The sequence below is a fragment of the Mycolicibacterium austroafricanum genome, from assembly GCF_902705885.1.
Taxonomy (GTDB): Bacteria; Actinomycetota; Actinomycetes; order Mycobacteriales; family Mycobacteriaceae; genus Mycobacterium; species Mycobacterium vanbaalenii_A.
In genome coordinates this window covers 1-22,563 of the sequence record NZ_CACSIP010000020.1, presented here as the reverse complement: position 1 = coordinate 22,563, position 22,563 = coordinate 1, and the positions used below count along the sequence as shown (strand labels likewise).

The window sequence follows — 22,563 nt, the reverse complement described above, 5'->3', positions numbered from 1 at the left end:
GGTGAATTCACGGCTGCTGTTCGCCTCAATTCTTCGCTTCGAGCCGGCGCCGAACGGCAGCCGGCCACCCAATCCAACCCCGGTGTGCGGTCTCCCGCATTTCCGCCCTATAAAGGCTAGCGCTTCTGCCGTGAGCCGGACCAGGCAACGTGGTTATGGTCATTGCGGTCATGAACATCGGGTAGCCGAACGGCCGACAATCGCCGTCGAGCGGATGGGTGCGCGCGGTTAGGGGCGCGGCGCCGGCAGCAGACGCAACGGCGAGGGCCAGCGTGCCGGCGGAGGCCCGAAGGCCTTGTGCGCATGGGCGACGATCTTCTTGGCCATCATCCGGTTGCCGACGCCGCCCACCGCAGCACCGAGCCCGACCGGAAGCAGTTTGCCGAACGCGATCGCGCCGCGCTTGAGTGTGTACCGCTTGACGAAGTAGCGCAGCAGCCGAGAGTTCAGCTGCGACACCGCGGGCAGTGGGAGTGTCGCGGCCCCGTCCGACAGCCACGCCCCGCTGGTGCGGCCCGGACCGAGGAGGTCGGCGACCGCGCGCTTGCCGTCGTCGCCGACCAGCACCGCCAGCACCAGCGCGCGGCGGCGTTCGCGGTGTTCGGCGGGGATGCCGTGCACCTCGGCCACCGCGAGGACGTAGACCGCTGTCGCCTCGAGGAACACCACGGTCTCGCCCGCGACCGCCGACATCGCGACCAGTGTGCCGATACCGGGGAACGCCGCGGCCGATCCGACGGCCGCGCCGCTGGCCATCACTGCGGCCATGTAGCGCTTGTCCAGCTTCTCGACGATGTCGGCGGGGCTCGCATCCGGATGGTGGTCGCGCAGCCGATCGACGTAGGCCTTCACGGCCGGAGCCTGGACGCGGGCGCCGCGTTCGATGATCTGGGACAGCACCTTGGCCGCGGTGCTCGGATCCTCGTCCCTGACGGCGGGCGACTGGCTCCTGGTGTGTGACCGGGCACGCATGCGGTGGCCCCTCCCTGTGCGATTCTGTCGAACCGACCGTCGGACCGTCTTGCGACGGATCCCTTCAGGCTAATGCTTGTCAAACGAACGACGGCCTGCATCCGGTGCCCGAAGGTGATTGCGGTCACTGTCTGGGATCTCGGGAAGAAAATATTGGGAAGCGACGCTAACCATTTTCATGGCAGTATCCGTGGACGTGGATGTCAGCGCGCCGAATCGCACCCGGATGATCGTGGTCCTGGGCCTGTTGGTGGCGCTGGGTCCGCTGACCATCGACATGTACCTGCCCGCCCTGCCGAAGATCGCCGACGACCTTTCGGTGTCGTCGTCGGTGGTTCAGCTGACGCTGACCGGCACGCTCGCCGGGCTGGCGTTGGGCCAGCTGGTCGTCGGGCCGCTGTCGGATTCGTTGGGACGCCGCAGGCCGATGATCGCGGGAATCGTGCTGCACATGGTGGCTTCGCTGCTGTGCATGTTCGCGCCGTCGATCGCGGTGCTGGGCGTCGCCCGCGGGTTGCAGGGCTTCGGCGCGGCGGCGGCGATGGTGGTCGCCATCGCGGTCGTCGGTGACCTCTACAAGGACAACGTCGCAGCCACGGTGATGTCGCGGCTGATGCTGGTACTCGGTGTGGCGCCGGTGCTCGCACCGTCGCTCGGTGCCGCGGTGCTGCTGCACGCGTCCTGGCACTGGGTGTTCGCCGCGCTGGTGGTGCTGGCCGGGGCGCTGTTGGTGATGGCGGCGTTGGCACTGCCCGAGACGCTTCCCGAGTATCACCGGCGCCCGCTGAAGATTCGCGGTATCGGCGCGACCTATCTGGAACTGCTGCGCGACGTGCGGTTCGTCATCCTGGTGCTGATCGCGGCGCTGGGGATGTCCGGTTTGTTCGCCTACATCGCGGGGGCGTCGTTCGTGCTGCAGGGTCGCTTCGGGCTCGACCAGACAGCGTTCGCGCTGGTGTTCGGCGCCGGCGCGATCGCGTTGATCGCCTCCACCCAGTGCAACGTGGTGTTGCTGCGGCGCTTCTCACCCCAGCAGATCATGGTGTGGGCGCTGGTCGCAGCGTCGGTGTCCGGGGCTGTCTTCGTGGCGCTGGCCGCAGCCCGGGTCGGTGGTCTGGCCGGCTTCGTGGTGCCGGTGTGGGGCATCCTCGCCGCGATGGGGTTGGTGATCCCGAACGCTCCGGCGGTCGCGCTGACCCGCCACCCCGACGCGGCGGGCACCGCGGCCGCGCTGCTCGGCGCCGCCCAGTTCGGGCTCGGCGCCGCGGTCGCCCCGCTGGTCGGGGTGCTCGGCAACGACGAGTTGGCGATGGCGGTGGTGATGTCGGCCGGCGTCATGATCGCGTTGGCGGCACTGTTGGTCACCGGGGTGCACAGGTCGGCGACCGCGGATGCCGTCGCCGATTCTGTGTGAGGACCCGATGCCCGGCGCCGGACTTGTCGGGCTTCTCGCCGATCCGTAGCGTCGGGCCGTCCCCGCACTGCTTCGACACGAGACTGCCGACCCCATCACCATGCCCGAGACCGTGACAGCGCGCGCCCCGAGCGCCAACCCGTGGCACGCCTTGTGGGCGTTGCTCATCGGGTTTTTCATGATCCTGGTCGACGCCACGATCGTCGCCGTCGCCAACCCGGCGATCATGGCGAGCCTGGGCGCCGACTACGACGCGGTGATCTGGGTGACCAGCGCCTACCTGCTGGCCTACGCGGTGCCGCTGTTGGTGGCCGGCGGTCTGGGGGATCGGTACGGGCCCAAGAACATCTATCTGCTGGGCCTGACGGTGTTCACGGTGGCCTCGCTGTGGTGCGGGCTGTCCGACAGCATCGGCACGCTCGTCGCCGCCAGGGTGGTCCAGGGCATCGGTGCCGCACTGCTGACTCCGCAGACGCTGTCGGTGATCACCCAAACCTTCCCGCCGCACCGCCGCGGCGTCGCGATGAGTGTCTGGGGAGCCACCGCCGGGGTGGCCACGCTGATCGGCCCGCTGACCGGTGGCGTTCTGGTGGACTACCTGGGCTGGCAGTGGATCTTCATCGTCAACGTGCCCATCGGTGTCGTCGGCCTGGTGCTGGCGGCCCGACTGGTGCCCACGCTGCCCATCCAGAAGCACGGGTTCGACCTGCCCGGCGTGGTGCTGTCGGCCGTCGGCATGTTCCTGATCGTGTTCGCCCTGCAGGAAGGGCAGGCTTTCGACTGGGCGCCGTGGATCTGGGCGACGATCGTGATCGGCGTCGCGGTCATGTCGGCGTTCCTGTACTGGCAGTCGGTCACCACCGGCGAGCCGCTGATCCCGCTGGTCATCTTCCGCGATCGGGACTTCTCGATGTCCAACCTGGGGGTGGCGACCATCGGGTTCGTCGCCACCGCGATGTTCCTGCCGTTGATGTTCTACGCCCAGTCGGTCTGTGGACTCTCGCCGACCCGGGCAGCTCTGTTGACCGCACCGATGGCGGTCGCGACCGGGGTGCTCGCCCCACTGGTCGGCAGGATCGTCGACCGGTCACACCCCCGGCCGGTGGTCGGATTCGGCTTCTCGGTGATCGCCATCGGGCTGACCTGGCTGTCGATCGAGATGACGCCGACGACGCCGATCTGGCGCCTGGTGCTGCCGCTGACGGCGATGGGTGTGGGCATGGCGTTCATCTGGTCGCCGCTGGCGGCCACCGCGACCAGGAACCTGCCCCCGCAGCTGGCGGGCGCAGGCTCCGGCGTCTACAACACCAACCGCCAGGTGGGGTCGGTGCTCGGTAGCGCCGGGATGGCGGCGTTCTTGGCCTCACGGCTGTCCGCCGAGATGCCGGCCGCGGCGAACGCGGCGCCGCGAACCGAAGGGGCGGCCATCCAGCTGCCGGAGTTCCTGCACGCCCCGTTCGCCGCCGCCATGTCGCAGGCCATGCTGTTGCCGGCGTTCGTCGCCCTGATCGGGGTGATCGCCGCACTGCTGTTACTGGGGTTCGCCCCGACCCCGGTGGCGCCCGTGGACCCGGTCGACGTGGCTCGTGACGACGGCGACTGGGACGACGGAACGTTCGTCGACGACGACGAGTACGTCGAGTACGTCGTCAGCTGGGACGACCAGGTCGCCGAGCCGGCGAACGAGGAGAGCGCGCCGACCGGCGAGCCGGATTCGGCGTCCGCGCACCCGGAATGGCGCAACATCCTCGACCTGCTCCTGGAGGAGCCCCCGCCCGGATCTGAGCCGACTACCTACGCGGACAACGGGTTTCATGAAGACGACCAACCCAGCGCCCGCGCCGGCAGGCACGCGCGGGAACCGGATTAGCGGGAGTCCATCAGCGCGGCGAGCCGCTGGTTGGTCTTGTCGAGTGCCACCGTGAGCGCTCCGATCGCTTTCTCCCGCACCCGCGGCCGGTCCGCTGGGAACGTCGGGAACAGGTCGCGCAGCACGTTCAGGCGTGCCGACTGAAGCCAATCGAGCAACTCGGGGTCCTGGAGCCACCGGATCTGAGAACGGTTGTCCGACAACAGGATCCGCAGCCAGTCGACAGGAGCGTCCGGATGCGGAATGGGTTCGCAGAGGTCGTTGCGCGCAGCATCGTCGTCAGCGGAGTCGCCGTATGCCGCTTCCACATGGGCGATGAACGCCGCGCTGAACACCTGTTGGCATCCCCGCACACTCTGCAGGGTGATCCGGTCGCCGTCGAACACCGGCACCGAGGGCGGCCGCGGCAGCCCCGGCGTGGTGCAGTCGACATAGAGCGAGGGCGTCGGCACCGGGATGGTGCCCTGTGCCAGCACCAGCCGATCCTGCTCCACCCGGTCGATGTGCCCGAGCCGCACCACGTCTTCGATCAGGCGAAGATGTTCGAGTTCACCGAGCGACACGATGGCGCAGTGATACATCGTCGGGCGCACCGTCGGGTCCAGGCGGAGCAGGTTCTCGTCGGCCTCCAGCCGATCGAAGAGGTCCTCCAGCGAGGTCGCCTCGGTGATCGCCGTCATCCGGGTGCTGATCGAGTCCCGCAACTGCTTGACGAAACCCGGCCCGGGCTGGATGTTGGCGCGGTTGAGCAGCCATGAGTCGCGCGGCATGATCCAGCGCAGCCGCTCGGCCGGAACGCCGTTGCGCAACAGCCACAGGCAGCAGTCCATCCCGGTCTTGCCGCCGCCCACGATCGTGTAGTGCCGGTGGTCCGCGGCGCGCCGGGGCAGCTCGTTCGGGGTGACGACGTCCACTCCGTCGGCGACCGCGAACGGCGGTGCCGGTCTCATCGACTGGACCACGGTCAGCAGGTATGTCGCATCGACCACCCGGCGCCGCACCGACACGGTGTGCTCGGTGCCGTCGAGGGTGCGGAACCTGTTGTCGCCGAGATATCGCGCGGCCGGGAAGTAGGACAGCCGCCCGGTGGGCAGCAGGTGGTGGCGCATCACCTGGTCGTAGTAGGCGCAGACCTCGTGACCGGTCGCCAGCTCGAAGAAGCCCTCGTTCCAGCCGCCGGTGTCGATGGAGTCCTCGTTGCCCAGTGGCCGCGAGTTCACTCCGTAGTAGGCCGAGGGCTGATGCAGCCGCACGAACGGATACACCGCGTTCCAGTGGCCTCCGGGCTGGTGATTCTCGTCGACCAGCACGACCGTGGCGCCGGTGGTCTCGGTCAGCAGCGTGTCGACGAACGCCATGCCCATGGCGCCCGCCCCGACGACGAGGTAGTCAGCTTCGATGCCCACCACACCGACACGCTACGTGGTCGGCGTCGCGGTCGGCGTGACGGTGCGGTGACGTCAAGTCAGCCGAACAGCACCGCGGGGTTCAGATAGCCGTCCGGATCGAACGCGGCCTTCACCGTCCGCATCGCGGTGATGTCGGCGTCGGAGCGCGACATCGGCACGTAGTCCCGCTTGCGTGACCCGACACCGTGTTCGGAGCTGACGTTGCCGCCGCAGCGGGCGATCAACGACATCATCGCCGAGTACAGGTCGCGTTCGCGGTCCCCGGACAGTGCGCAGCGCACGATGTTGAGGTGCAGGTTGCCTTCGCCAATGTGCCCGAACAGCACCGGGATGGCCTCGGGCGCATGGGTGGCGACGAGGGCGCCGGATTCGTCGGCGAACCGTCGGATTGCCGAAAGGGGCAGTGAAACATCGAACTTCAGCGGTGGGCCGTAGACGCCGAGGACCTCGGCGACCGCCTCGCGGACCTGCCAGAGCCGCTGCTGCGCGCTCGTGTCCACCCCGACGGCCGGCTCGCCGGACAGCGCTGCGGACTCCAGCGCCCCGGCCAGTCGTTCGGTCAGATCCGTATCCCCGCACAGCTCGATCAGCAATTGCCAGGCCCCGTCGACCGGAGCGCGGACGCCGACGTGTTCGGCGGTGAGCGCGCTCGCGCGGGCGTCGATGAGTTCCAGTGCGGCAATGCCCTCCAGGTCGCGGAACACCCTGCCGGTGTCGACGAGCGCGTCCAGGTCGTCGAATCCACAGATGGCGGTGACCCGCTGGCGGGGTGCGGGGTGCAGTCGCAGATCCAGGCCGGTGATCACGCCGAGTGTGCCCTCGGCGCCGACGAACAGCGAGGCCAGGTCATAGCCGGTGTTGTCACTGCGGACCCGGCTGTGCCGGCGCACCACCGAGCCGTCGGGCAGCACCACGTCCAGACCGATCACCTGTTCGCCCATGTTGCCGTAGCACACCGTGCGCAGCCCACCGGCGTTCGTCGACGCCATGCCTCCCACGGTCGCCGAATCCCGAGCGGCCAGGTCGACACCGAATACCAGCCCGGCCGCGCCGGCTGCGCGCTGCACCTCGGCCAGCGGCACCCCGGCGCCGACGTGGACGCGGCGCTCCGGCACGTCGACCGCACCCAGCTCCCGCAGTCGCTCGGTCGAGAGCAACACGTCGTCGTGTTCGGGCACCGTTCCGGCCACCAGGGAGGTTCGCCCGCCCTGCACGGTGACGCGGACACCGGCGTCACGGCACACCCGCAGTGTCGCGGCGACCTCCTCGGTACAGCCCGGCCGCACCAGCATGCTGGCATGGCCCCGGTAGCGCCCGGTGTGATCGACGCTGCGGCCGGCCAGCACGTCGGCGTCGGTGCTGACATGGCCGGACCCGACGATCGCCGCGAGCTGTCCGGTGAGCACTTCGGTCACTCCGTGGGTGTATCACATGCGCTCAGCGCCAGGAACGCCCCCAACTCCACCAGGCGATCCGGGGTGCCCGGCAGATACTCGCTCAGCTGGGCCGACCGTACGATCACGGCGAGGTACTTCGCCCGGCTCACGGCGACGTTGAGCCGGTTCCTGTCGAGCAGGAACGCGATTCCGCGGGGCACGTCGTCGGCCGACGACGCCGTCATCGAGACGAACACCACCGGTGCCTGCTGTCCCTGGAATTTGTCGACGGTTCCGGCACGCACGTCGCTGAGCCCGGCCGCATCGAGGTGGTGCCGGGTCAGCACCACCTGGGCGTTGTACGGGGTGACGACCAGGATGTCGTTCTGGGTCAGCTCCCGGCTGCCGTGTTCGTCGGTCCATGTCGTGCCCAGCAGGGACTCGATCGCCGCGACGATGGCGGCCGCCTCCTCGGGGCTCTCGGTGGCGTTGCCGTCATGGTCGACCAGCAGCGACCGTACGCCGGGGGCGACACCGTCCAGCCGACGCGCACCGGTCACCGCGGCGTGGGAGTGCAGCCGGCCGTCGTAGGACAATCGCGACACCGCGCGGCAGACATCGGGGTGCATCCGGTAGGAGCGGTCGAGGAAGTAGCCGCGTTCGGGCGGCAGGGTGTGGTGTCCGTCGACGAGCCAGGCCAGGGCGGAGCCGTCGACCGGCTCCGGGTGGGTGCCCTGACTGACCTGTGGAAGCTGCTGCGGATCACCGAGCAGCAGTAGGTTGCGTGCGGCACGCGACACCGCGATCGTGTTGGCCAGGCTGAACTGCCCGGCCTCCTCGATGACCAGCAGATCGAGGCTCGCCGCGGGAATCCTGTTGTCGTTGGCGAAGTCCCAGGCTGTCCCGCCCACCACGCAGCCGTCCTGACCGAGGAAACCGGCGAAGTCGTCGGGGCCCAACTCGGTCCATCCGCCGCTGGCCGTGTTCGGTTTCTTGCCGACCCGGGCACCGTCCACCCCGGTCTCGAGCACGTCACCGAACAGGTTCTCCACCACGGCGTGCGACTGGGCCACCACGCCGATGCGCCATCGGTGCTCGCCGACCAGATCGGCGATCACCTTGGCGGAGGTGTAGGTCTTGCCTGTGCCCGGCGGTCCGTGTACCGCCAGGTAGGACGAGTCCAGGTCCAGTAGCGCGGCGGTGATGTCGGCGACGTCGTTTCCGGTGCGAGGCAACGGATGTCCGCTGCGGGTGCGCGGGACCTGGCGCAGCAGGATGTCCGTCACGGCGTCTGCCGGCAGTGCCGGCAGACCGGCGGCCACCGACGCGGCGCTGTCGGCGACGGCGTCCTGGAGCGGCTTGGTGTTGAACGGGGCGTCCGGCGTCAGCGCGAACGGCACCTGGTCGAACACCTCGCCGTTCTTGGGTTGGCGCTCGCAGATGACGACCTCGGTGGGTGCCTCGGTGTTGTCACAGTCGAGCACCGCGACCCGGCCGAACCCCCGGCGGTCCGGGTCGTCGGAAAGGCCCCTGGGCGAGGGCGGGTCGTACAGCGCGTACATGTCCCGGGTCAGCTCGCCTGCGGCGATCGCGCCGAACAGCCTGACATGGCGCTGCGGCTTGCGGGCTCGTGGCGGTTGATGCCAGTCCGCGACGATCTCATGCTCTTCGGCGATGAAAACGCCTGAGCTGTCCGCCCATTCGTCGACGGGATTGTTCACCCGGTCGAAGTGTCCCCACCAGAACGGCTTGTCTTCGCGTTTGTGAAACCCCTTGGCGGCGGCGAACATCGCGACAGCGGTCTGGGCCGGACTGCGGGTTTCGACACCGTCGCCGGCGAACTTCAACAACGTGCGCTCGACCTCATCGGGTGTGTCGGCGTCCCGGGCGGTCCCCGGCGCGGTCGCGCCGGTGATCTGCACGGGGCCGCGCGGCGGCACCTCTGATTCGATGGCGCGGGCCATCAGCCAGTCGCGCAGCCGGTGGGTGGACCGGCAGTCGTAGCGGTTGTACTCCTCGATCTCCTTGAGCACCGTCGCGGCCTCGTCGGTGCGGCCGCCCGCAGCCAGCGCGCAGTAGCGGGCGTACTCGGTGATCGACGCGGTAGCCGTGGTGACCTCGCCGCTGCGCAACTCGGCACCCATGTAGAGCGGCTCGAGGGACTTGATGCTGTAGTTCTCGGTGCCTACCCGAATGCTCTTGCGCACCAACGGGTACAGGTCGACGAGCACCCCCTCGCGCAACAGCGCGTCGACCTCGTCCTCGCCGACGCCGTAGCGCCCGGCCAGTCGCAACAGCGTGCTCTTCTCGTAGGCCGCGTAGTGGTAGATGTGCATGCCGGGATAGCGCCGCCGCCGCTTGCGCACCAGCGTCAGGAAGTCGACCAGTGCCCGGCGTTCGCTGGTCCGGTCGTGGGCCCACAACGGGGTGAAGTCGTCAGCGGCGGTCAGCACCCCCCACAGGTATTCCAGCCCCCACTCGCGGCCGTCGACGGTCCACAGCGGATCACCCTCGAAGTCGAAGAACAGATCTCCCTTGTCGGCGTCGGGCAACACCATCAACGGCTGCGCGTCCACGACCTCGTAGGGCGGCTGGCCCTGCACCCGGTCGGCGACCTGCAGCCGGGCCTGGGCGGCCAGCGTCGTCACCACGCGGGTCGACAACTCCGGAACCGGCCCGTGGTGCTCGACCAGCGCATGCACGGTGGTGATGCCCGCGTCGAGCAACCGGGCACGCTGGCTGACCCGCATGCCGGCGACCAGCAGCAGGTCATCGGACGCGCGGACCTGCTGCTCGCATTCCGCGCACCGGAAGCAGGCGCGGACGTCGTCCTGCCAACTCACCGGCTTGCCACCGGCCAGATGGGTGTCCAGCAGCCGTTGCAGCGCGGCCCGGCGCGGCGCGTAGACCGGAAGCAGTTCGTCGACGGGATAGCTGACAGCTGATCCGTCACCAAGGACCAGGTCCACCTCCGGGGCCACCGGCACCCCCGCGTCGGTCAGCGTCTGCGCGTAGGCCGCCAGCTGCAGCAGAGCCTCCACCTTGACCGAGCGGGCCAGCTTCGTGTCACGCAGCCGGTAGCGGGGGCCCCCGGGTGAGTCCTCGAGAACCAGGAAATCCGCGAAGCCGACGAACCGGCCGTCGAACATGGCGGCTTGGTAGATGACGGGAGCGCGGCGCTCGATCGCGGCCAGGGTCTGCGCAGCCGCTGCCGCCAGGCCCGCCACGGTGTATTCGGGGCGGCCGATGACGGTGATGTCGCCGGACTCCGGCCGCTGCCGCAGCTCGTCGAGGTGGCGCCGTTCGTGTTCGTCGCCGAGTTCGGCGGTGCGGGCGAGCAGTTCGTCGTCGGTCGAGACCGCCGGGCCCCAGCCGAGCCGGGCGTCGAACGAGCGCAGCAGTGCATACTCGCAGCGCGCGGCGGCGGCGAGGTCGGAGGCGCTGTAGATGACCCGGTTGTCGCCGACGAACACGCAGCCACTGTAGGCCAGCCCGCCGACACCCAGGGCCGGCGCGAAATATCATTCCGGGTCGCGAGTGGGGCCGAAATCACAGCCGGGAATGATATTTCGCGGAAACGGCTCAGCCCGTGTTGCCGATCAACTCCACGCCGCTGCCGTTCCAGCGGAACTTCACCACGCTGTCGAGGCCGGGCACCCCGCTGGAGTACTCCAGCGCGACGGTGTCGCCGGTGGTCTCCGAGCTGTCCAGGCCGTTGAAACCGAACGTGTCGGGCACCCCGGTCGGGATGAACTTGCCCCGGTGGAACAGCAGCGCGCGGGTGTTCGGGTTCGCCGAATTGGTGTTGGCTTTGATGACCACCGCCGACAGCAGCGCGCATTCGTTGTAGTTACCGGCCAGCGGCTCGGGGTTCCACGCCTGCTCGCTGCGCGGATCGGGAGGCAGTTCCGACACCGCCCGGACGATCTCGGGTGCGGCCAGGTTGGTGGCGCACGGATCGTTGGCCGCTGGCGGCCCGGGCGCAGGGGGTGGCGGGGCCGCCGCGGCAGGTGGCTGCGGCGGCGGCGACACCGCCGTCGGTCCCGGGGTCTTGGACGCGGTCGAGTCGCCCGAACCGCAGCCGGCGACGGTCAGCGTCACGACACCTGCCAGAGACCCGATCACCGCCGCCCATTTCACAACTGCGCACCGTACCGTCAGCGCGATTGACGTGATGAGAGGCGCGCGGCGGGAAAAGGCGGCGACTGGCATTAGACTGCCCCCTCGATGACGTCTTCGAACGCGGAGCCGGGCAGCGCTGTCCCGGCCGGCGACCCGAGCTTTGCTGACCTGCAGATTCACCCTTCGGTGCTGCAGGCTGTCGTCGACGTCGGGTACGAGACACCTTCGCCCATCCAGGCGGCGACGATCCCGGCGATGATGGCCGGCTCCGACGTCGTCGGGCTCGCCCAGACCGGAACCGGCAAGACCGCGGCCTTCGCGATCCCGATCCTGTCGAAGATCGACACGTCCAGCCGGATCACTCAGGCGCTGGTGCTGGCCCCGACCCGGGAGTTGGCCCTTCAGGTCGCGGAGGCGTTCAGCCGCTACGGCGCGCACCTGCCGGTGAACGTGTTGCCGATCTACGGCGGCTCCCCGTACGGACCCCAGATGGCCGGTCTCAAGCGGGGCGCCCAGGTGGTCGTCGGTACCCCCGGCCGGGTCATCGACCACCTCGAGAAGGGCAGCCTGGACCTTTCGCATCTCGATTACCTGGTGCTCGACGAGGCCGACGAGATGTTGCAGATGGGCTTCGCCGAGGATGTCGAACGCATCCTCGAGGGCACCCCCGAATACAAGCAGGTCGCGTTGTTCTCGGCGACGATGCCGCCGGCCATCCGCAAGATCACCAACAAGTACCTGCACGACCCGGTTCAGGTGAAGGTCGAATCCAAGACCGCCACCGCCGACAACATCCTGCAGCGCTACATCCAGGTCTCGGGACATCGGAAGATGGACGCGCTCACCCGGCTTCTCGAGGTCGAGCCGTTCGAGGCGATGATCGTGTTCGTCCGCACCAAGCAGGCCACCGAAGAGGTCGCCGAGAAGCTGCGCGCCCGCGGGTTCTCCGCGGCGGCGATCAACGGCGACATCGCCCAGGCCCAACGTGAGCGCACCATCTCCTCGCTCAAGGACGGCAAGCTCGACATTCTGATCGCCACGGACGTCGCTGCGCGCGGGCTCGATGTCGAACGCATTTCCCATGTGCTGAACTACGACATTCCGCACGACCCCGAGTCCTACGTGCACCGCATCGGACGCACCGGCCGCGCGGGGCGCTCGGGAACGGCGCTGCTCTTCATCACGCCGCGGGAGCGGCATCTGCTCAATTCGATCGAGCGGGTCACCCGGCAGAAGCTCGTCGAATCTCAGTTGCCGACGGTCGACGACGTGAACGCCCAGCGCGTGGAGAAGTTCCGCGATTCGATCACCGCCGCGCTGGCCGCGCCGGGATTCGACCTGTTCCGCAAGCTGATCGAGGGCTACGAGCGGGACCACGACGTGCCGATGGCCGACATCGCCGCGGCGCTGGCGCTGCAGAGCCGCGATGGCGGCGAATTCCTGATGACCGAACCGCCGCCGGAGAAGCGTCGTGAGCGGCCCGAGCGTCAGGGGCGTGACGACGGAGCGCCACGCAAGCGCCGCGAGGTGCGCAGTGACCTCGCGACCTACCGCATCGCCGTCGGCAAGCGGCACAAGGTGATGCCCGGCGCCATCGTGGGCGCCATCGCCAACGAAGGTGGGCTGCACCGCAGCGACTTCGGGCACATCTCGATCAAGCCAGACCATTCACTGGTCGAGTTGCCGGCGAAGCTGTCCAAGGAGACGCTGAAGAAGCTCGAGCACACCAGGATCCAGGGTCAGCTGATCCACCTCGAACCCGATCGCGGGCCGAAGGCGCGCCGTAAGTCGTACTGAGACAACCGGCGACATGACCGTGCCCAGGGAACTCGATGCGCAGGGCGGTTTGGAATCGGTCACGGCGACCGGCCGTGTCGACTCGCTCACCGGCATCCGCGCTGTCGCAGCATTGCTGGTGGTGCTGACCCACGCCGCGTACACCACCGGCAAGTACCCGCAGGGCTACCTCGGCCTGGTGTACTCGCGGATGGAGATCGGCGTGCCGATCTTTTTTGTGCTGTCGGGTTTTCTGCTGTTCTCGCCGTGGGTGAAGGCTGCCGCCGGAAACGATGATCGGGCGCCGTCGGTGCGCCGCTACGCCTGGCACCGGGTGCGGCGCATCATGCCGGCCTACGTGGTCACCGTCGTCGCGGCATACCTCGTGTACCACTTCCGCACGGCCGGGCCCAATCCCGGGCACACCTGGGAGGGCTTGTTCCGGAACCTCACCCTCACCCAGATCTACACCGACGACTACCTCTATTCGTTTCTGCACCAGGGCCTCACGCAGATGTGGAGTCTGGCGGTTGAGGTCGCCTTCTACGTGGTGCTGCCGCTGCTGGCGTATCTGCTGCTCGTGGTGCTGTGCCGACGGCGCTGGCGGCCCGGGCTGCTTCTGGCCGGGCTGGCCGTGCTGGCACTGGTGTCGCCCGGGTGGCTGACCCTGGTGCACACCACCGACTGGCTGCCCGACGGCGCGCCGCTGTGGCTGCCGGGGTATCTGGTGTGGTTCATCGGCGGGATGGTGCTGGCGGCGCTGCAGCCGTTGGGGGTGCGGGCCTACGCGCTGGCGTGCGTCCCGCTGGCGGTGGTGAGTTATCTCATCGTGTCCACGCCGCTCGCGGGGGAGCCGACGACCTCGCCGGCCGAATTGCGCGAAGCGCTGGTCAAGACCGCGTTCTACGCCGCGATCGCCACCCTGGTGGTCGCACCGCTGGCCTTGCGCGGCAGCGCGGCCGGCGCGACGCCCCTCGGGCTCTACGAGCGGGTCCTGGCCAGCCGTCCCATGGTCTTCCTTGGCGAGATCTCCTACGAGATCTTCCTGATCCACCTGATCACGATGGAACTGGTGATGGTGGAGATCGTCCGCTATCCCATTTACACCGGCTCGGTGTGGGTGCTCTTCGTCGGCACGTTGGTGGTGACGATCCCGCTGGCCTGGCTGCTGCACCGTTTCACCCGGGTCCGGAGCTGAGCCCCAACGCCCACCCTGACTTAGGTTAAGCTCGCCTAAGTAATCGATCAGGGATAGAGGAGCCATGTCGGACACGAAGCAGTCGCGCGGGTTCGCCGGCGCGGTACTCAAGCTGCTGCGCGCAGGCGACTACGAGTTGACCGTCACCGCGAGAACCGAGGTCACCCCGCACTATCTGCGGCTGAGTTTCCAGGCCGGCGGGTTGCTGGCCGACCGGGCGCTGCATCCGACCATGTGGATCCGGATGTGGTTCTCCGACGGCGACAAACTGCATCAGCGCGGCTACACGCTGGTCAACCCGGATCCGGCGAACGACACCGTGGACATCGAGTTCGCGCTGCACGACGGAGTCGCGTCGCGCTGGGCGGAGCACGCCGTGCCGGGCGACACCATCGAGGTCACGGTGCTGGGCAGCAACTTCGCGCTGCCCGAACCGCGCCCGGCCGGATACGTCATCGTCGGCGACACGGCATCACTGCCGGCGATCAACTCCCTGCTCGACGCGATCGGCGACGCCCCTGCACAGATCTTCCTGGAAGCGGCGCACGACGACGACAAGCAACTGCCCGTGGCACGCACCGACGTGACCTGGGTGGACCGCAAGAATGCCGGCGAGGCCCTGGTGCAGGCGGTGGAATCGGCCGCGTTCGACGCCTCCGACCATTTCGGCTGGGTCGCGTGCGACAACCGCACCACGCGCGCAGTGGCCAAACTGCTCCGCGAGGACTACAAGATTTCCCGCAAGGCGATCAAAGCACAGGCCTACTGGGTGGCCTGACGGCTTGGCAGCACAATCGGGACGACGAATTCCTCGAGCATTCTGCGTTCGTCGGCGTCGTCGTGACCGGGGAACACCAGCAGGGACATCATCACCCGGACCAACCAGCGCGCCCGATGTTCCACCACATCGGGCGCATCGGACCCGAGGGAGATCACGAACGCTTCGGTGAGCGCCTTGATCACCTGCGATTGTTCGGCCATCGCCGCCCCGATCGGTCGCTGGGTGGTCGCGAACCACGACGCCAGGGCCGGGCTCTCGCGCACGTTGCGCAGCGACGAGAGCATGCCTTCGATCAACCGCTCCCGCGGATCCAGCACCGACATGATCTGATCGGTCATCTCGCGGTAGAGGCGGTAACTCTCGCGGTGCACATAGGCGGTGTAGAGGGCGTCGCGGTTCTCGAAGTAGCGATACAGCGTGGCGCGTGAACACCCGGCTGCCGAGGCGATCTCGTGCATACCGACCGCCGCTGCCTCCTTTGTGGCGAACAGCTCGCCCGCAGCGTCCAGGATGCGGTCCGCGGCCACCTCGGTGCGGCGCGCCGCCAGCCAGTCGCCGGCCATCAGCTCGTCACCGTGAAAGGCACCGACACCGGTCGACGCACGTAACTGCCACCGGCCCACTCGATTCCGGATTCGTCGACCTCGAAGTCCGGTATCCGTGCCAGCAACTCGGTCAGCGTCACCCGGGACTGCATCCGGGCGGCCGCGGCGCCCAGGCAGTGGTGCGCGCCGTGGCTGAACGTCAGGATGTTTCGCGGCTTGCGGGTGACGTCGAGTTCTGCGGCATCGGGGCCGTACTGGCGTTCGTCGCGGTTGCCCGACCCGTAGAGCAACATCATCCGTCGTCCCTCGGGGACGGTGACATCCCCGATCGTGACGTCGCGGGTCACAGTGCGTCCCAGCATCTGGACCGGGGAGGTCAGCCGCAGTAGCTCCTCGACCGCGTCGGGAATCAACTCGGGATCCTGGGCCAGCAGGCGTCGCTGGTCGGGACGTTGGTGCAGCAGTTGCACCGAGCCGCCCAGCATGCCGGTGGTGGTGTCGTTGCCGCCGGTGACCATCGTGAAGGTGAACGCCAGGATCGACAGCACCCCGGCGATGTCACCATCAGCGCCGACGCCGGCGGCTACCAGATGCGAGACCGTATCGTCTTCGGGTTCGGAGCGCCGACGCTCGATCAGTGACGTGAAGTAGGCCATCATCCCGCCGAGCGCGTCGCCCACTGACTCCAGTGCTCCGCCGATCCCGCCCTCGGCGGTGCTGGCGGCCACGATCGCGTCGGTCCAGCCGTCGAACTGTCCGCGGTCCTCCTCGGGCACACCGAGGTAGTGCGCGACCACCATTGACGGTAGGGGCTTGAACAGTTCGGCGACGATGTCGCCGCCACCATCGGCGCGCAACCTCTCGATACGCTCGATGACGTACTCGCGGACCTTGGGTTCCACCGTTTCCACCTGGCGGGGCGTGAAGCCGCGAGACACCAGTTTCCGGAACTCGGTGTGCACGGGCGGATCCTGCATCACCATCGGCGGATTGTCCGCCAAGCCGATGAGGTCCAGCTCGCCGTAGTTGACGGTCAGGCCCTGTGCCGAGGAGAAGGTCTGATGGTCGCGGGCGGCGGCCCAGATGTCGGCGTGCCGGGACAGCACGTAGTAGTCATGGTCCGGCCGGTCGTCGGGGATGACATGATGCACCGGATCGTGGTCGCGCAGCGCTCGGTACATCGGCCAGGGGTCCCGCCAGGTCGTGGCGTCGGCGAGCTCGAATCGAACGGGAGACCCCTGAGACAGAATCGCAGTCATGTCTTATGAGTACGACAGCTTGCCTATCTGTGTCAATAGTTCGCGGTGATTGCCTCGGACGGGGCTCGTCGATTTCTGCACCAGGGTCGCGAAGACCTGGCCGCCACGACCCTCCTGCAGAAGTGGTCGACGCAGCCGAGTCAGATTGCCGCGCCCGGGTTGAGGATGTTGTCCGGGTCCAGGGCCGCCTTGATGCGCCGGTTGAGTTCCATCGCCTCCGGGCCCAGGTAGCCCGCCAACCACGGCCGTTTGAGCCGGCCGACGCCGTGTTCGCCGGTGATCGTGCCACCGAGTCGCACTGCAAGATCCATGATCTCGCCGAACGCGGTGTGGGCCCGTTCGGTCATCGCCGCGTCGGCGGGGTCGTAGACGATCAGCGGGTGGGTGTTGCCGTCGCCGGCGTGCGCGATCACCGAGATCATCAGGTCGTGCTGCTCGGCGATCTTCGCCACCCCGGACACCAGTTCGGCCAGCGCGGGCAGCGGGACACCGACGTCCTCGAGCAGCAGCGAACCCTTCGCCTCCACGGCGGGGATCGCGAAGCGGCGGGCGGCGACGAACGCCTCACCCTCGTCCGGGTCGTCGGTCGAGAACACCTCTGTCGCACCGTGTTCGGTGAACACTCCGGCCATGTATTCGGCATCCTCGGCGCCGGCCGGCCCACGGTCGTCGGTGGCGGCGACCATCATGGCGGCGGCGTTGCGGTCCAGCCCCATCTTGAGCTTGTCCTCGACGGCGTTGATCGCCACCGCGTCCATGAACTCCAGCATCGACGGGCGGATCCTGCCGGTGATGACGGCCACGGCATCACAGGCGGCCGACACCGAATCGAACGTCGCCACCACGGTGCACCCGCGGTGCTGCGCGGGCAGCAGCTTGAGCGTCACCTCCGTCACCACGCCGAGCGTGCCCTCGCTGCCGACGAACAACTTGGTCAGCGACAGCCCGGCGACATCCTTGAGGCGCGGGCCGCCGAGACGGACCGCGGTGCCGTCGGCCAGCACCACCTGCAGCCCGAGCACGTAGTCGGACGTGACACCGTATTTCACGCAACACAGGCCGCCGGCGTTGGTGGCGATGTTGCCGCCGATGCTGCAGATCTCGAACGACGACGGGTCCGGCGGGTACCACATCCCGTACTCGGCGACGGCCTTCTTCACCTCGGCGTTGAGCAGGCCAGGCTGTGCGATGGCGGTGCGGGTGACGGGGTCGACGGAGATGTCGCGCATCTTCTCGGTGCTCAGCACGATGCCGCCGTCCAGCGCCGTCGCGCCGCCGGACAAGCCGGTGCCCATGCCACGAGGGACCACCGCGATCCGGTGGGAGGCGGCCCATCTGAGCACGGTCTGCACCTCTTCGGTGCGTCGCGGCCGGACCACCGCCATCGGCGTACCGGCGGCCGGGTCGGCGGCCCGATCCTGGCGGTAGGACTCGAGGATGTCGGGATCGGTGACGACCGTGCCGTCGGGCAGCGCGGAGATCAGGCTGTGCAGCGTGTCCGTGGGAGAGTCCACGCCGCAATCCTAGGCCGGTGGCGCGGCGGGTTCGTCCAGATCACGTAGCGCGGGCAGGAACACCGCGACGACACCGAGCAGCAGCATGGGGATCGACAGCGCCAGGAACGTGGTGTGCAGACCGGTCTGGTCGGCCAGCGGGCCCGCCACGATCAGCCCCAGCGGGCCGGCGGCGTAGGCCAGTGATCCCATCACTCCCACCACCCGCCCGCGAAGGTGCTGGGGAGCGCGAGTCTGCATCACGTAGTTGTAGATCGGCGCGATCGGCCCGTAGACGAAGCCGACGACGACGCACAGCACCAGGATCACCGGCAGCGGCGGCAGGAACGCGATGGCGGTCATGGCCACGCCGAGGGTCAGCACCGCGATCAGCATGACCGTCCGCTTGCGCATGAACTTCGAGAGCACGGCGTAGCCCACGGCACCGATCAGCCCGCCGACGCTCAATGCCATCAGCACCCAGCCCAGCTGCGCCGGCTCGTTGCGGTCGGTGAAGTACTTGGGGAACAGCACGCTCTCCATCGGCATGTAGAGGCCGGTGGCCGTCAAGTCCACGATCGCCAAGGTGCGCAGCACCCGGTTGTTCCACACGAATCGCAGGCCCTCGGCGATCCCGGCCCACACTCCACCGGTCAGCACCGAGGGGTCCGGCTTGCCCGCGCCTTCCAGTCGGAGCGCTGAGATCGCCAGGATCGACAACACGAAAGTCCCGGCCGTCACCCACATGGTGTTGATGCCGCCGAGCGTCGCGATCAGCAGACCGCCGATTCCCGGCCCGACGATGTAGGCGAGGTTGAAGATCGCCTCGTAGGCGCTGTTGGCCTGGTCCAGGCTCCATCCCGCACGAGTGGCCGCCTCGGGCAGCATCGTCTCGCGGGCGGTCATGCCGGCCGGATCGAACAACGCGCCGAGTGCCGCCAGCCCGGCCAGCACCGCGACGTTGATGACGTCGGCACCGAAGATCAGCGCCAATACCGGCACCGCCGCCACCGACAGCCCCGACAGCGCGTCGGAGATCATCGACACCGGCCGTCGGCCGATGAAGTCGACCGCTGCCCCGGCGAGCAACGTCGCGGCCAGCAGCGGGAGGGTTCCGGCCATCGCCACGATCGAGGCGTCGAGCGCGGACCCGGTGCGCTGCAGCACCAGCCATGGAAACGCGACGATCGAGATCCCGTTGCCGGCCCCGGCCATCAGCGCGGCGAACAGGATCAGCGACAGCGGGCCACGCCTGCTCAGCGCACTCTTCTGCGTCATGGGTTATCGCCGGGAATGTAGCAAGGCGTCGGGCGGTGCGGCGACCGGTTTTCCCCGTGGCCGCCGGTGGCTCACAGTGGAGTGGTGAAACTGCCCCACCCGCGTATCGGCGGCCGGTTCGATTCCCCGGTGCGGCCGGGCTCGGGATGGCCCGGTGATCCGGCGACAAAGCGCACCGCCGCCGCGCAGACACCCGCTGAGGTGGCGGCGTTGGCAGTGGCAGCCGGCGCTGTCCAGCAGGTCGATGCCGGGGTGTCGGTGTGCCGTGCCTGCCCACGGCTGGTGCAGTGGCGCGAGGAGGTGGCGGTGGCCAAGCGCCGGTCCTACGCCGATCAGCCGTATTGGGGCAGGCCTGCGCCCGGGTTCGGGTCGCTGCACCCCCGGGTGCTGGTTCTGGGGCTCGCGCCGGCCGCCCACGGCGCCAACCGCACCGGACGGGTGTTCACCGGCGACCGGTCGGGGGACTTTCTGTTCGGATCGCTGTACCGCAGCGGTCTGGCGAATCAGGCGTCGTGTACCGACAGCGCGGACGGCTTGGTGCTCAACGACGTTCGGGTGGTCGCCGCGGTACGGTGTGCACCTCCGGGTAACGCGCCGACGCCGGCCGAGCGCAGCAACTGTGCGCCGTGGCTGGATGCCGAGTGGCGGCTGATCGGCGGCGACGTGCGGGTCGTCGTCGCGCTGGGTGGATTCGCCTGGCAGTCGGCGCTGGCGCTGGTGCGCCGCGCCGGCGGGTCGGTGGGCACCCCCGCACCGAAGTTCGGGCACGGCACGATCGCGTCGCTGAGCACCGCGCAGGGCCCGGTGCAGTTGCTCGGGTGCTACCACCCCAGCCAGCAGAACACCTTCACCGGCAGGCTCACCCCGGCGATGATGGACGACGTCTTCGCCACCGCCCTGGCGATTTCGTCGTGAGCGGGCCCGCCGAAAACGCATGGCGTGCCACGATGTGAGGCATGACAGTGGTCCTCGTCCACGGCAACCCCGAGACCGATGCGATCTGGGGGCCCCTGGTCTCCGCGCTCGGGCGGCGCGACGTGCTACGGCTGTCGCCACCGGGTTTCGGGGTGCCGCTGCCTGACGGGTTCGGCGCCACTCATCTCGAGTACCGCGACTGGCTCGAGGCCGAGCTGGAAGCGATGGACGGTCCGATCGACCTGGTCGGCCACGACTGGGGCGGCGGCCACGTCGTCAACGTCGTCATGCACCGGCCCGCGCTGGTCCGAAGCTGGGCCAGCGACGTCCTCGGGTTGTTCGACCCCGACTATGTCTGGCACGACATGGCGCAGGTCTGGCAGACGCCCGGCGCCGGCGAGGAACACCTCGAGTCGATGATGGGCGGCGGGCTGTCGCAGCGGACCGAGCTGATGGTTTCGTTCGGTATCCCCGCAGACATCGCCGGGGCCATGGCCGAGTTCCAGAACACCGACATGCGCACAGCGATCCTGGCGCTCTACCGCTCGGCGGCCCAGCCCGCGATGGCCGAGGCGGGCCGCGATCTGGAGGCGGCTGCAGCGCGGCCCGGGCTGTCGCTACTGGCCACGGCTGACCCCTTCGTCGGCGCGAACGACACCCGTCGCCGGGCGGCGGACCGCGCGGGCGCCCGCACCGAGGTGCTCGAGGGTCTGGGCCACTGGTGGATGGTCGAGGATCCGGACCGCGGCGCGGCGGTGCTCACCGAATTCTGGGCCAGTCTCGACCATTAGCCGCGCCCCCACAGCCCGCTGCGGGGAACGGAACGCGGCTCGCGGGCGTTGCACCGACAATGCGTCTTTCCGTACTCGACCTCGTCCCGGTGCGTTCGGACCAGAGCACGTCGGATGCGCTGGCCGCGACCACCCGACTCGCCCAGGCCGCCGACCGGCTCGGCTACACCCGCTACTGGGTCGCCGAGCACCACAACATGCCGTCGGTCGCTGCGACCAGCCCTCCGGTGCTGATCGCGCACCTGGCCGCGCACACCAAGGCGCTGCGGCTCGGGTCGGGCGGTGTGATGCTGCCCAATCATGCGCCGCTGGCCGTCGCCGAACAGTTCGCGCTGCTGGAAGCAGCGCACCCGGGGCGCATCGACCTGGGCATCGGCCGTGCGCCGGGCTCGGACCCGGTGACGTCGATGGCTCTACGTGGTCCGGCGGGGCGCGACGATCGTGACATCGAGGCGTTCCCCGAGTATCTCGACGACGTGATGGCCCTGATGAGCGCGCACGGGGTCCAGGTGTCGCTGCCCCGCGACCTGATGCGCGACACCTACATCCTCAAGGCCACGCCGGCCGCTGTCACCGAACCCAGGCTGTGGCTTCTCGGTTCGTCGATGTACTCGGCGCGTCTGGCCGCCGCGAAGGGACTGCCCTATGTGTTCGCCCACCACTTCTCCGGTCAGGGCACCGAGGAGGCGTTGCAGACCTACCGCGCCGACTTCCGCCCCAGCGATCTGACGTCAGAGCCGGTCACCTTCCTGACGGTCAACGCCGCCGTGGCTGAAACCCGGGACGAGGCAATGCGATTGATCCTGCCGAACTTGCAGATGATGGGCCGGCTGCGAACGGGCCAACCGATGGTGCCCCTCGACCTCGTCGAGGACGCCGAAGCGCAACAGGTCAGTGCCCGCGCCCAGCCCATCATCGAGGCGGGGTTGCGGCAAGCGGTGGTGGGATCGCCGGCGGAGGCGGCCGACCAGCTGCGCGCCCTGGCGGAGCGGTTCGACGTCGACGAGGTGATGGTCCACCCGGTCGCCTCGGCGTTCCGCGGCACGGACCCGGCGACCGCACCCGCCCGCGAGACCACGCTGGAGTTGCTCGCCAAGGAACTCTTCTAAAGCGTGTCGAACAACTCTATTGAATGTTCGGCACCGCCCTTCTCGGGTGCCGCAACGGTACATGGGAGCGAATCCTGACCACGGTCCGCGGCGAGGTCCGTACCCGCTCCGGCCGCCGCAGACGGCCCACCGCGGCCGTGGTTGATTCCTCCAGCGTCAAGGCGTCCCCGGTGGCCGGGCCGCGCGGGCTCGACGGGGCAAAGAAGGGCGATGGCGTCAAACGTCATGTGCTCGTCGATTCCGGCGGCGTTCTGG

The 22,563-nt window shown here is 68.8% G+C and carries 17 protein-coding genes and 1 pseudogene; 9 read left to right on the top strand and 9 right to left on the bottom strand.

The window, feature by feature from the left end:
* Positions 1 to 228 precede the first annotated feature (228 nt).
* On the bottom strand, positions 229 to 972 hold the full coding sequence (locus tag BEMPMBAN_RS14380) for a hypothetical protein (protein WP_159231063.1): 744 nt from the start codon (positions 970 to 972) through the stop codon (positions 229 to 231).
* A 178-nt stretch (positions 973 to 1,150) separates the two neighbouring features.
* Between BEMPMBAN_RS14380 and BEMPMBAN_RS14375 the strand changes: the two genes are divergently transcribed.
* Entirely contained in the window at positions 1,151 to 2,386 is a 1,236-nt protein-coding gene (locus tag BEMPMBAN_RS14375; protein ID WP_159231062.1) for a multidrug effflux MFS transporter, read from the top strand.
* A 100-nt stretch (positions 2,387 to 2,486) separates the two neighbouring features.
* On the top strand, positions 2,487 to 4,256 hold the full coding sequence (locus BEMPMBAN_RS14370) for an MFS transporter (protein ID WP_159231061.1): 1,770 nt from the start codon (positions 2,487 to 2,489) through the stop codon (positions 4,254 to 4,256).
* Here BEMPMBAN_RS14370 and BEMPMBAN_RS14365 read toward each other — a convergent pair.
* From BEMPMBAN_RS14365 to BEMPMBAN_RS14350, 4 genes are all read right to left on the bottom strand, one after another.
* On the bottom strand, positions 4,253 to 5,620 hold the full coding sequence (locus tag BEMPMBAN_RS14365; protein WP_234897458.1) for a lysine N(6)-hydroxylase/L-ornithine N(5)-oxygenase family protein: 1,368 nt from the start codon (positions 5,618 to 5,620) through the stop codon (positions 4,253 to 4,255). The two genes, BEMPMBAN_RS14370 and BEMPMBAN_RS14365, sit on opposite strands and share 4 nt — an antisense overlap.
* A 101-nt stretch (positions 5,621 to 5,721) precedes the next feature.
* On the bottom strand, positions 5,722 to 7,080 hold the full coding sequence (locus tag BEMPMBAN_RS14360) for an FAD-binding oxidoreductase (protein WP_159231059.1): 1,359 nt from the start codon (positions 7,078 to 7,080) through the stop codon (positions 5,722 to 5,724).
* A complete protein-coding gene (locus BEMPMBAN_RS14355; RefSeq protein ID WP_159231058.1) occupies positions 7,077 to 10,514 on the bottom strand; it encodes a TM0106 family RecB-like putative nuclease in 3,438 nt (1,145 codons plus the stop codon). Before BEMPMBAN_RS14355 ends, BEMPMBAN_RS14360 begins: the two co-directional genes overlap by 4 nt.
* Before the next feature lie 109 nt (positions 10,515 to 10,623).
* A complete protein-coding gene (locus BEMPMBAN_RS14350; protein WP_159231057.1) occupies positions 10,624 to 11,253 on the bottom strand; it encodes an LppP/LprE family lipoprotein in 630 nt (209 codons plus the stop codon).
* Positions 11,254 to 11,268: 15 nt separating this feature from the next.
* Here BEMPMBAN_RS14350 and BEMPMBAN_RS14345 point away from each other — a divergent pair, with 15 nt between their 5' ends.
* From BEMPMBAN_RS14345 to BEMPMBAN_RS14335, 3 genes are all read left to right on the top strand, one after another.
* Entirely contained in the window at positions 11,269 to 12,960 is a 1,692-nt protein-coding gene (locus BEMPMBAN_RS14345; RefSeq protein WP_159231056.1) for a DEAD/DEAH box helicase, read from the top strand.
* 13 nt (positions 12,961 to 12,973) lie between these two features.
* Positions 12,974 to 14,137, top strand: a complete 1,164-nt coding sequence (locus tag BEMPMBAN_RS14340; protein WP_159231055.1) for an acyltransferase family protein — start codon at positions 12,974 to 12,976, stop codon at positions 14,135 to 14,137.
* 64 nt (positions 14,138 to 14,201) lie between these two features.
* Positions 14,202 to 14,915, top strand: a complete 714-nt coding sequence (locus tag BEMPMBAN_RS14335) for a siderophore-interacting protein (RefSeq protein ID WP_159231054.1) — start codon at positions 14,202 to 14,204, stop codon at positions 14,913 to 14,915.
* Here BEMPMBAN_RS14335 and BEMPMBAN_RS14330 read toward each other — a convergent pair.
* The 4 genes from BEMPMBAN_RS14330 to tap form a co-directional block, all read right to left on the bottom strand.
* Entirely contained in the window at positions 14,900 to 15,481 is a 582-nt protein-coding gene (locus BEMPMBAN_RS14330; RefSeq protein ID WP_159231053.1) for a TetR/AcrR family transcriptional regulator, read from the bottom strand. The two genes, BEMPMBAN_RS14335 and BEMPMBAN_RS14330, sit on opposite strands and share 16 nt — an antisense overlap.
* Positions 15,481 to 16,722 (bottom strand): cytochrome P450, encoded by a 1,242-nt coding sequence (locus BEMPMBAN_RS14325; RefSeq protein ID WP_159231052.1) that lies wholly within the window; start codon positions 16,720 to 16,722, stop codon positions 15,481 to 15,483. The genes BEMPMBAN_RS14330 and BEMPMBAN_RS14325 overlap by 1 nt, the downstream gene beginning before the upstream one ends.
* A 140-nt stretch (positions 16,723 to 16,862) precedes the next feature.
* Positions 16,863 to 18,236, bottom strand: coding sequence for an FAD-binding oxidoreductase (locus tag BEMPMBAN_RS14320; protein ID WP_234897454.1), 1,374 nt, complete (start codon positions 18,234 to 18,236; stop codon positions 16,863 to 16,865).
* Positions 18,237 to 18,245: 9 nt separating this feature from the next.
* On the bottom strand, positions 18,246 to 19,493 hold the full coding sequence (gene tap / locus BEMPMBAN_RS14315) for a multidrug efflux MFS transporter Tap (RefSeq protein ID WP_159231051.1): 1,248 nt from the start codon (positions 19,491 to 19,493) through the stop codon (positions 18,246 to 18,248).
* A gap of 84 nt (positions 19,494 to 19,577) precedes the next feature.
* Here tap and BEMPMBAN_RS14310 point away from each other — a divergent pair, with 84 nt between their 5' ends.
* The 4 genes and pseudogenes from BEMPMBAN_RS14310 to BEMPMBAN_RS32630 form a co-directional block, all read left to right on the top strand.
* Complete coding sequence (locus BEMPMBAN_RS14310; RefSeq protein ID WP_159231050.1) at positions 19,578 to 20,408, top strand: uracil-DNA glycosylase; 831 nt, start codon at positions 19,578 to 19,580, stop codon at positions 20,406 to 20,408.
* A gap of 41 nt (positions 20,409 to 20,449) precedes the next feature.
* Entirely contained in the window at positions 20,450 to 21,199 is a 750-nt protein-coding gene (locus tag BEMPMBAN_RS14305; protein WP_159231049.1) for an alpha/beta fold hydrolase, read from the top strand.
* Positions 21,200 to 21,258: 59 nt separating this feature from the next.
* Positions 21,259 to 22,308 (top strand): LLM class flavin-dependent oxidoreductase, encoded by a 1,050-nt coding sequence (locus BEMPMBAN_RS14300; RefSeq protein WP_159231048.1) that lies wholly within the window; start codon positions 21,259 to 21,261, stop codon positions 22,306 to 22,308.
* A gap of 23 nt (positions 22,309 to 22,331) precedes the next feature.
* Positions 22,332 to 22,563 (top strand): annotated as a pseudogene (locus BEMPMBAN_RS32630) (IS5 family transposase); the annotation flags it as partial.

Coding starts and splice junctions, on each gene's coding strand:
- BEMPMBAN_RS14340 (WP_159231055.1), top strand. CDS start 12,974: ATGACCGTGCCCAGGGAACTCGATGCGCAGGGCGGTTTGGAATCGGTC.
- BEMPMBAN_RS14380 (WP_159231063.1), bottom strand. CDS start 972: ATGCGTGCCCGGTCACACACCAGGAGCCAGTCGCCCGCCGTCAGGGAC.
- BEMPMBAN_RS14305 (WP_159231049.1), top strand. CDS start 20,450: ATGACAGTGGTCCTCGTCCACGGCAACCCCGAGACCGATGCGATCTGG.
- BEMPMBAN_RS14325 (WP_159231052.1), bottom strand. CDS start 16,722: ATGACTGCGATTCTGTCTCAGGGGTCTCCCGTTCGATTCGAGCTCGCC.
- BEMPMBAN_RS14365 (WP_234897458.1), bottom strand. CDS start 5,620: ATGGGCATGGCGTTCGTCGACACGCTGCTGACCGAGACCACCGGCGCC.
- tap (WP_159231051.1), bottom strand. CDS start 19,493: ATGACGCAGAAGAGTGCGCTGAGCAGGCGTGGCCCGCTGTCGCTGATC.
- BEMPMBAN_RS14375 (WP_159231062.1), top strand. CDS start 1,151: ATGGCAGTATCCGTGGACGTGGATGTCAGCGCGCCGAATCGCACCCGG.
- BEMPMBAN_RS14335 (WP_159231054.1), top strand. CDS start 14,202: ATGTCGGACACGAAGCAGTCGCGCGGGTTCGCCGGCGCGGTACTCAAG.
- BEMPMBAN_RS14350 (WP_159231057.1), bottom strand. CDS start 11,253: ATGCCAGTCGCCGCCTTTTCCCGCCGCGCGCCTCTCATCACGTCAATC.
- BEMPMBAN_RS14370 (WP_159231061.1), top strand. CDS start 2,487: ATGCCCGAGACCGTGACAGCGCGCGCCCCGAGCGCCAACCCGTGGCAC.
- BEMPMBAN_RS14345 (WP_159231056.1), top strand. CDS start 11,269: ATGACGTCTTCGAACGCGGAGCCGGGCAGCGCTGTCCCGGCCGGCGAC.
- BEMPMBAN_RS14300 (WP_159231048.1), top strand. CDS start 21,259: ATGCGTCTTTCCGTACTCGACCTCGTCCCGGTGCGTTCGGACCAGAGC.
- BEMPMBAN_RS14330 (WP_159231053.1), bottom strand. CDS start 15,481: ATGGCCGGCGACTGGCTGGCGGCGCGCCGCACCGAGGTGGCCGCGGAC.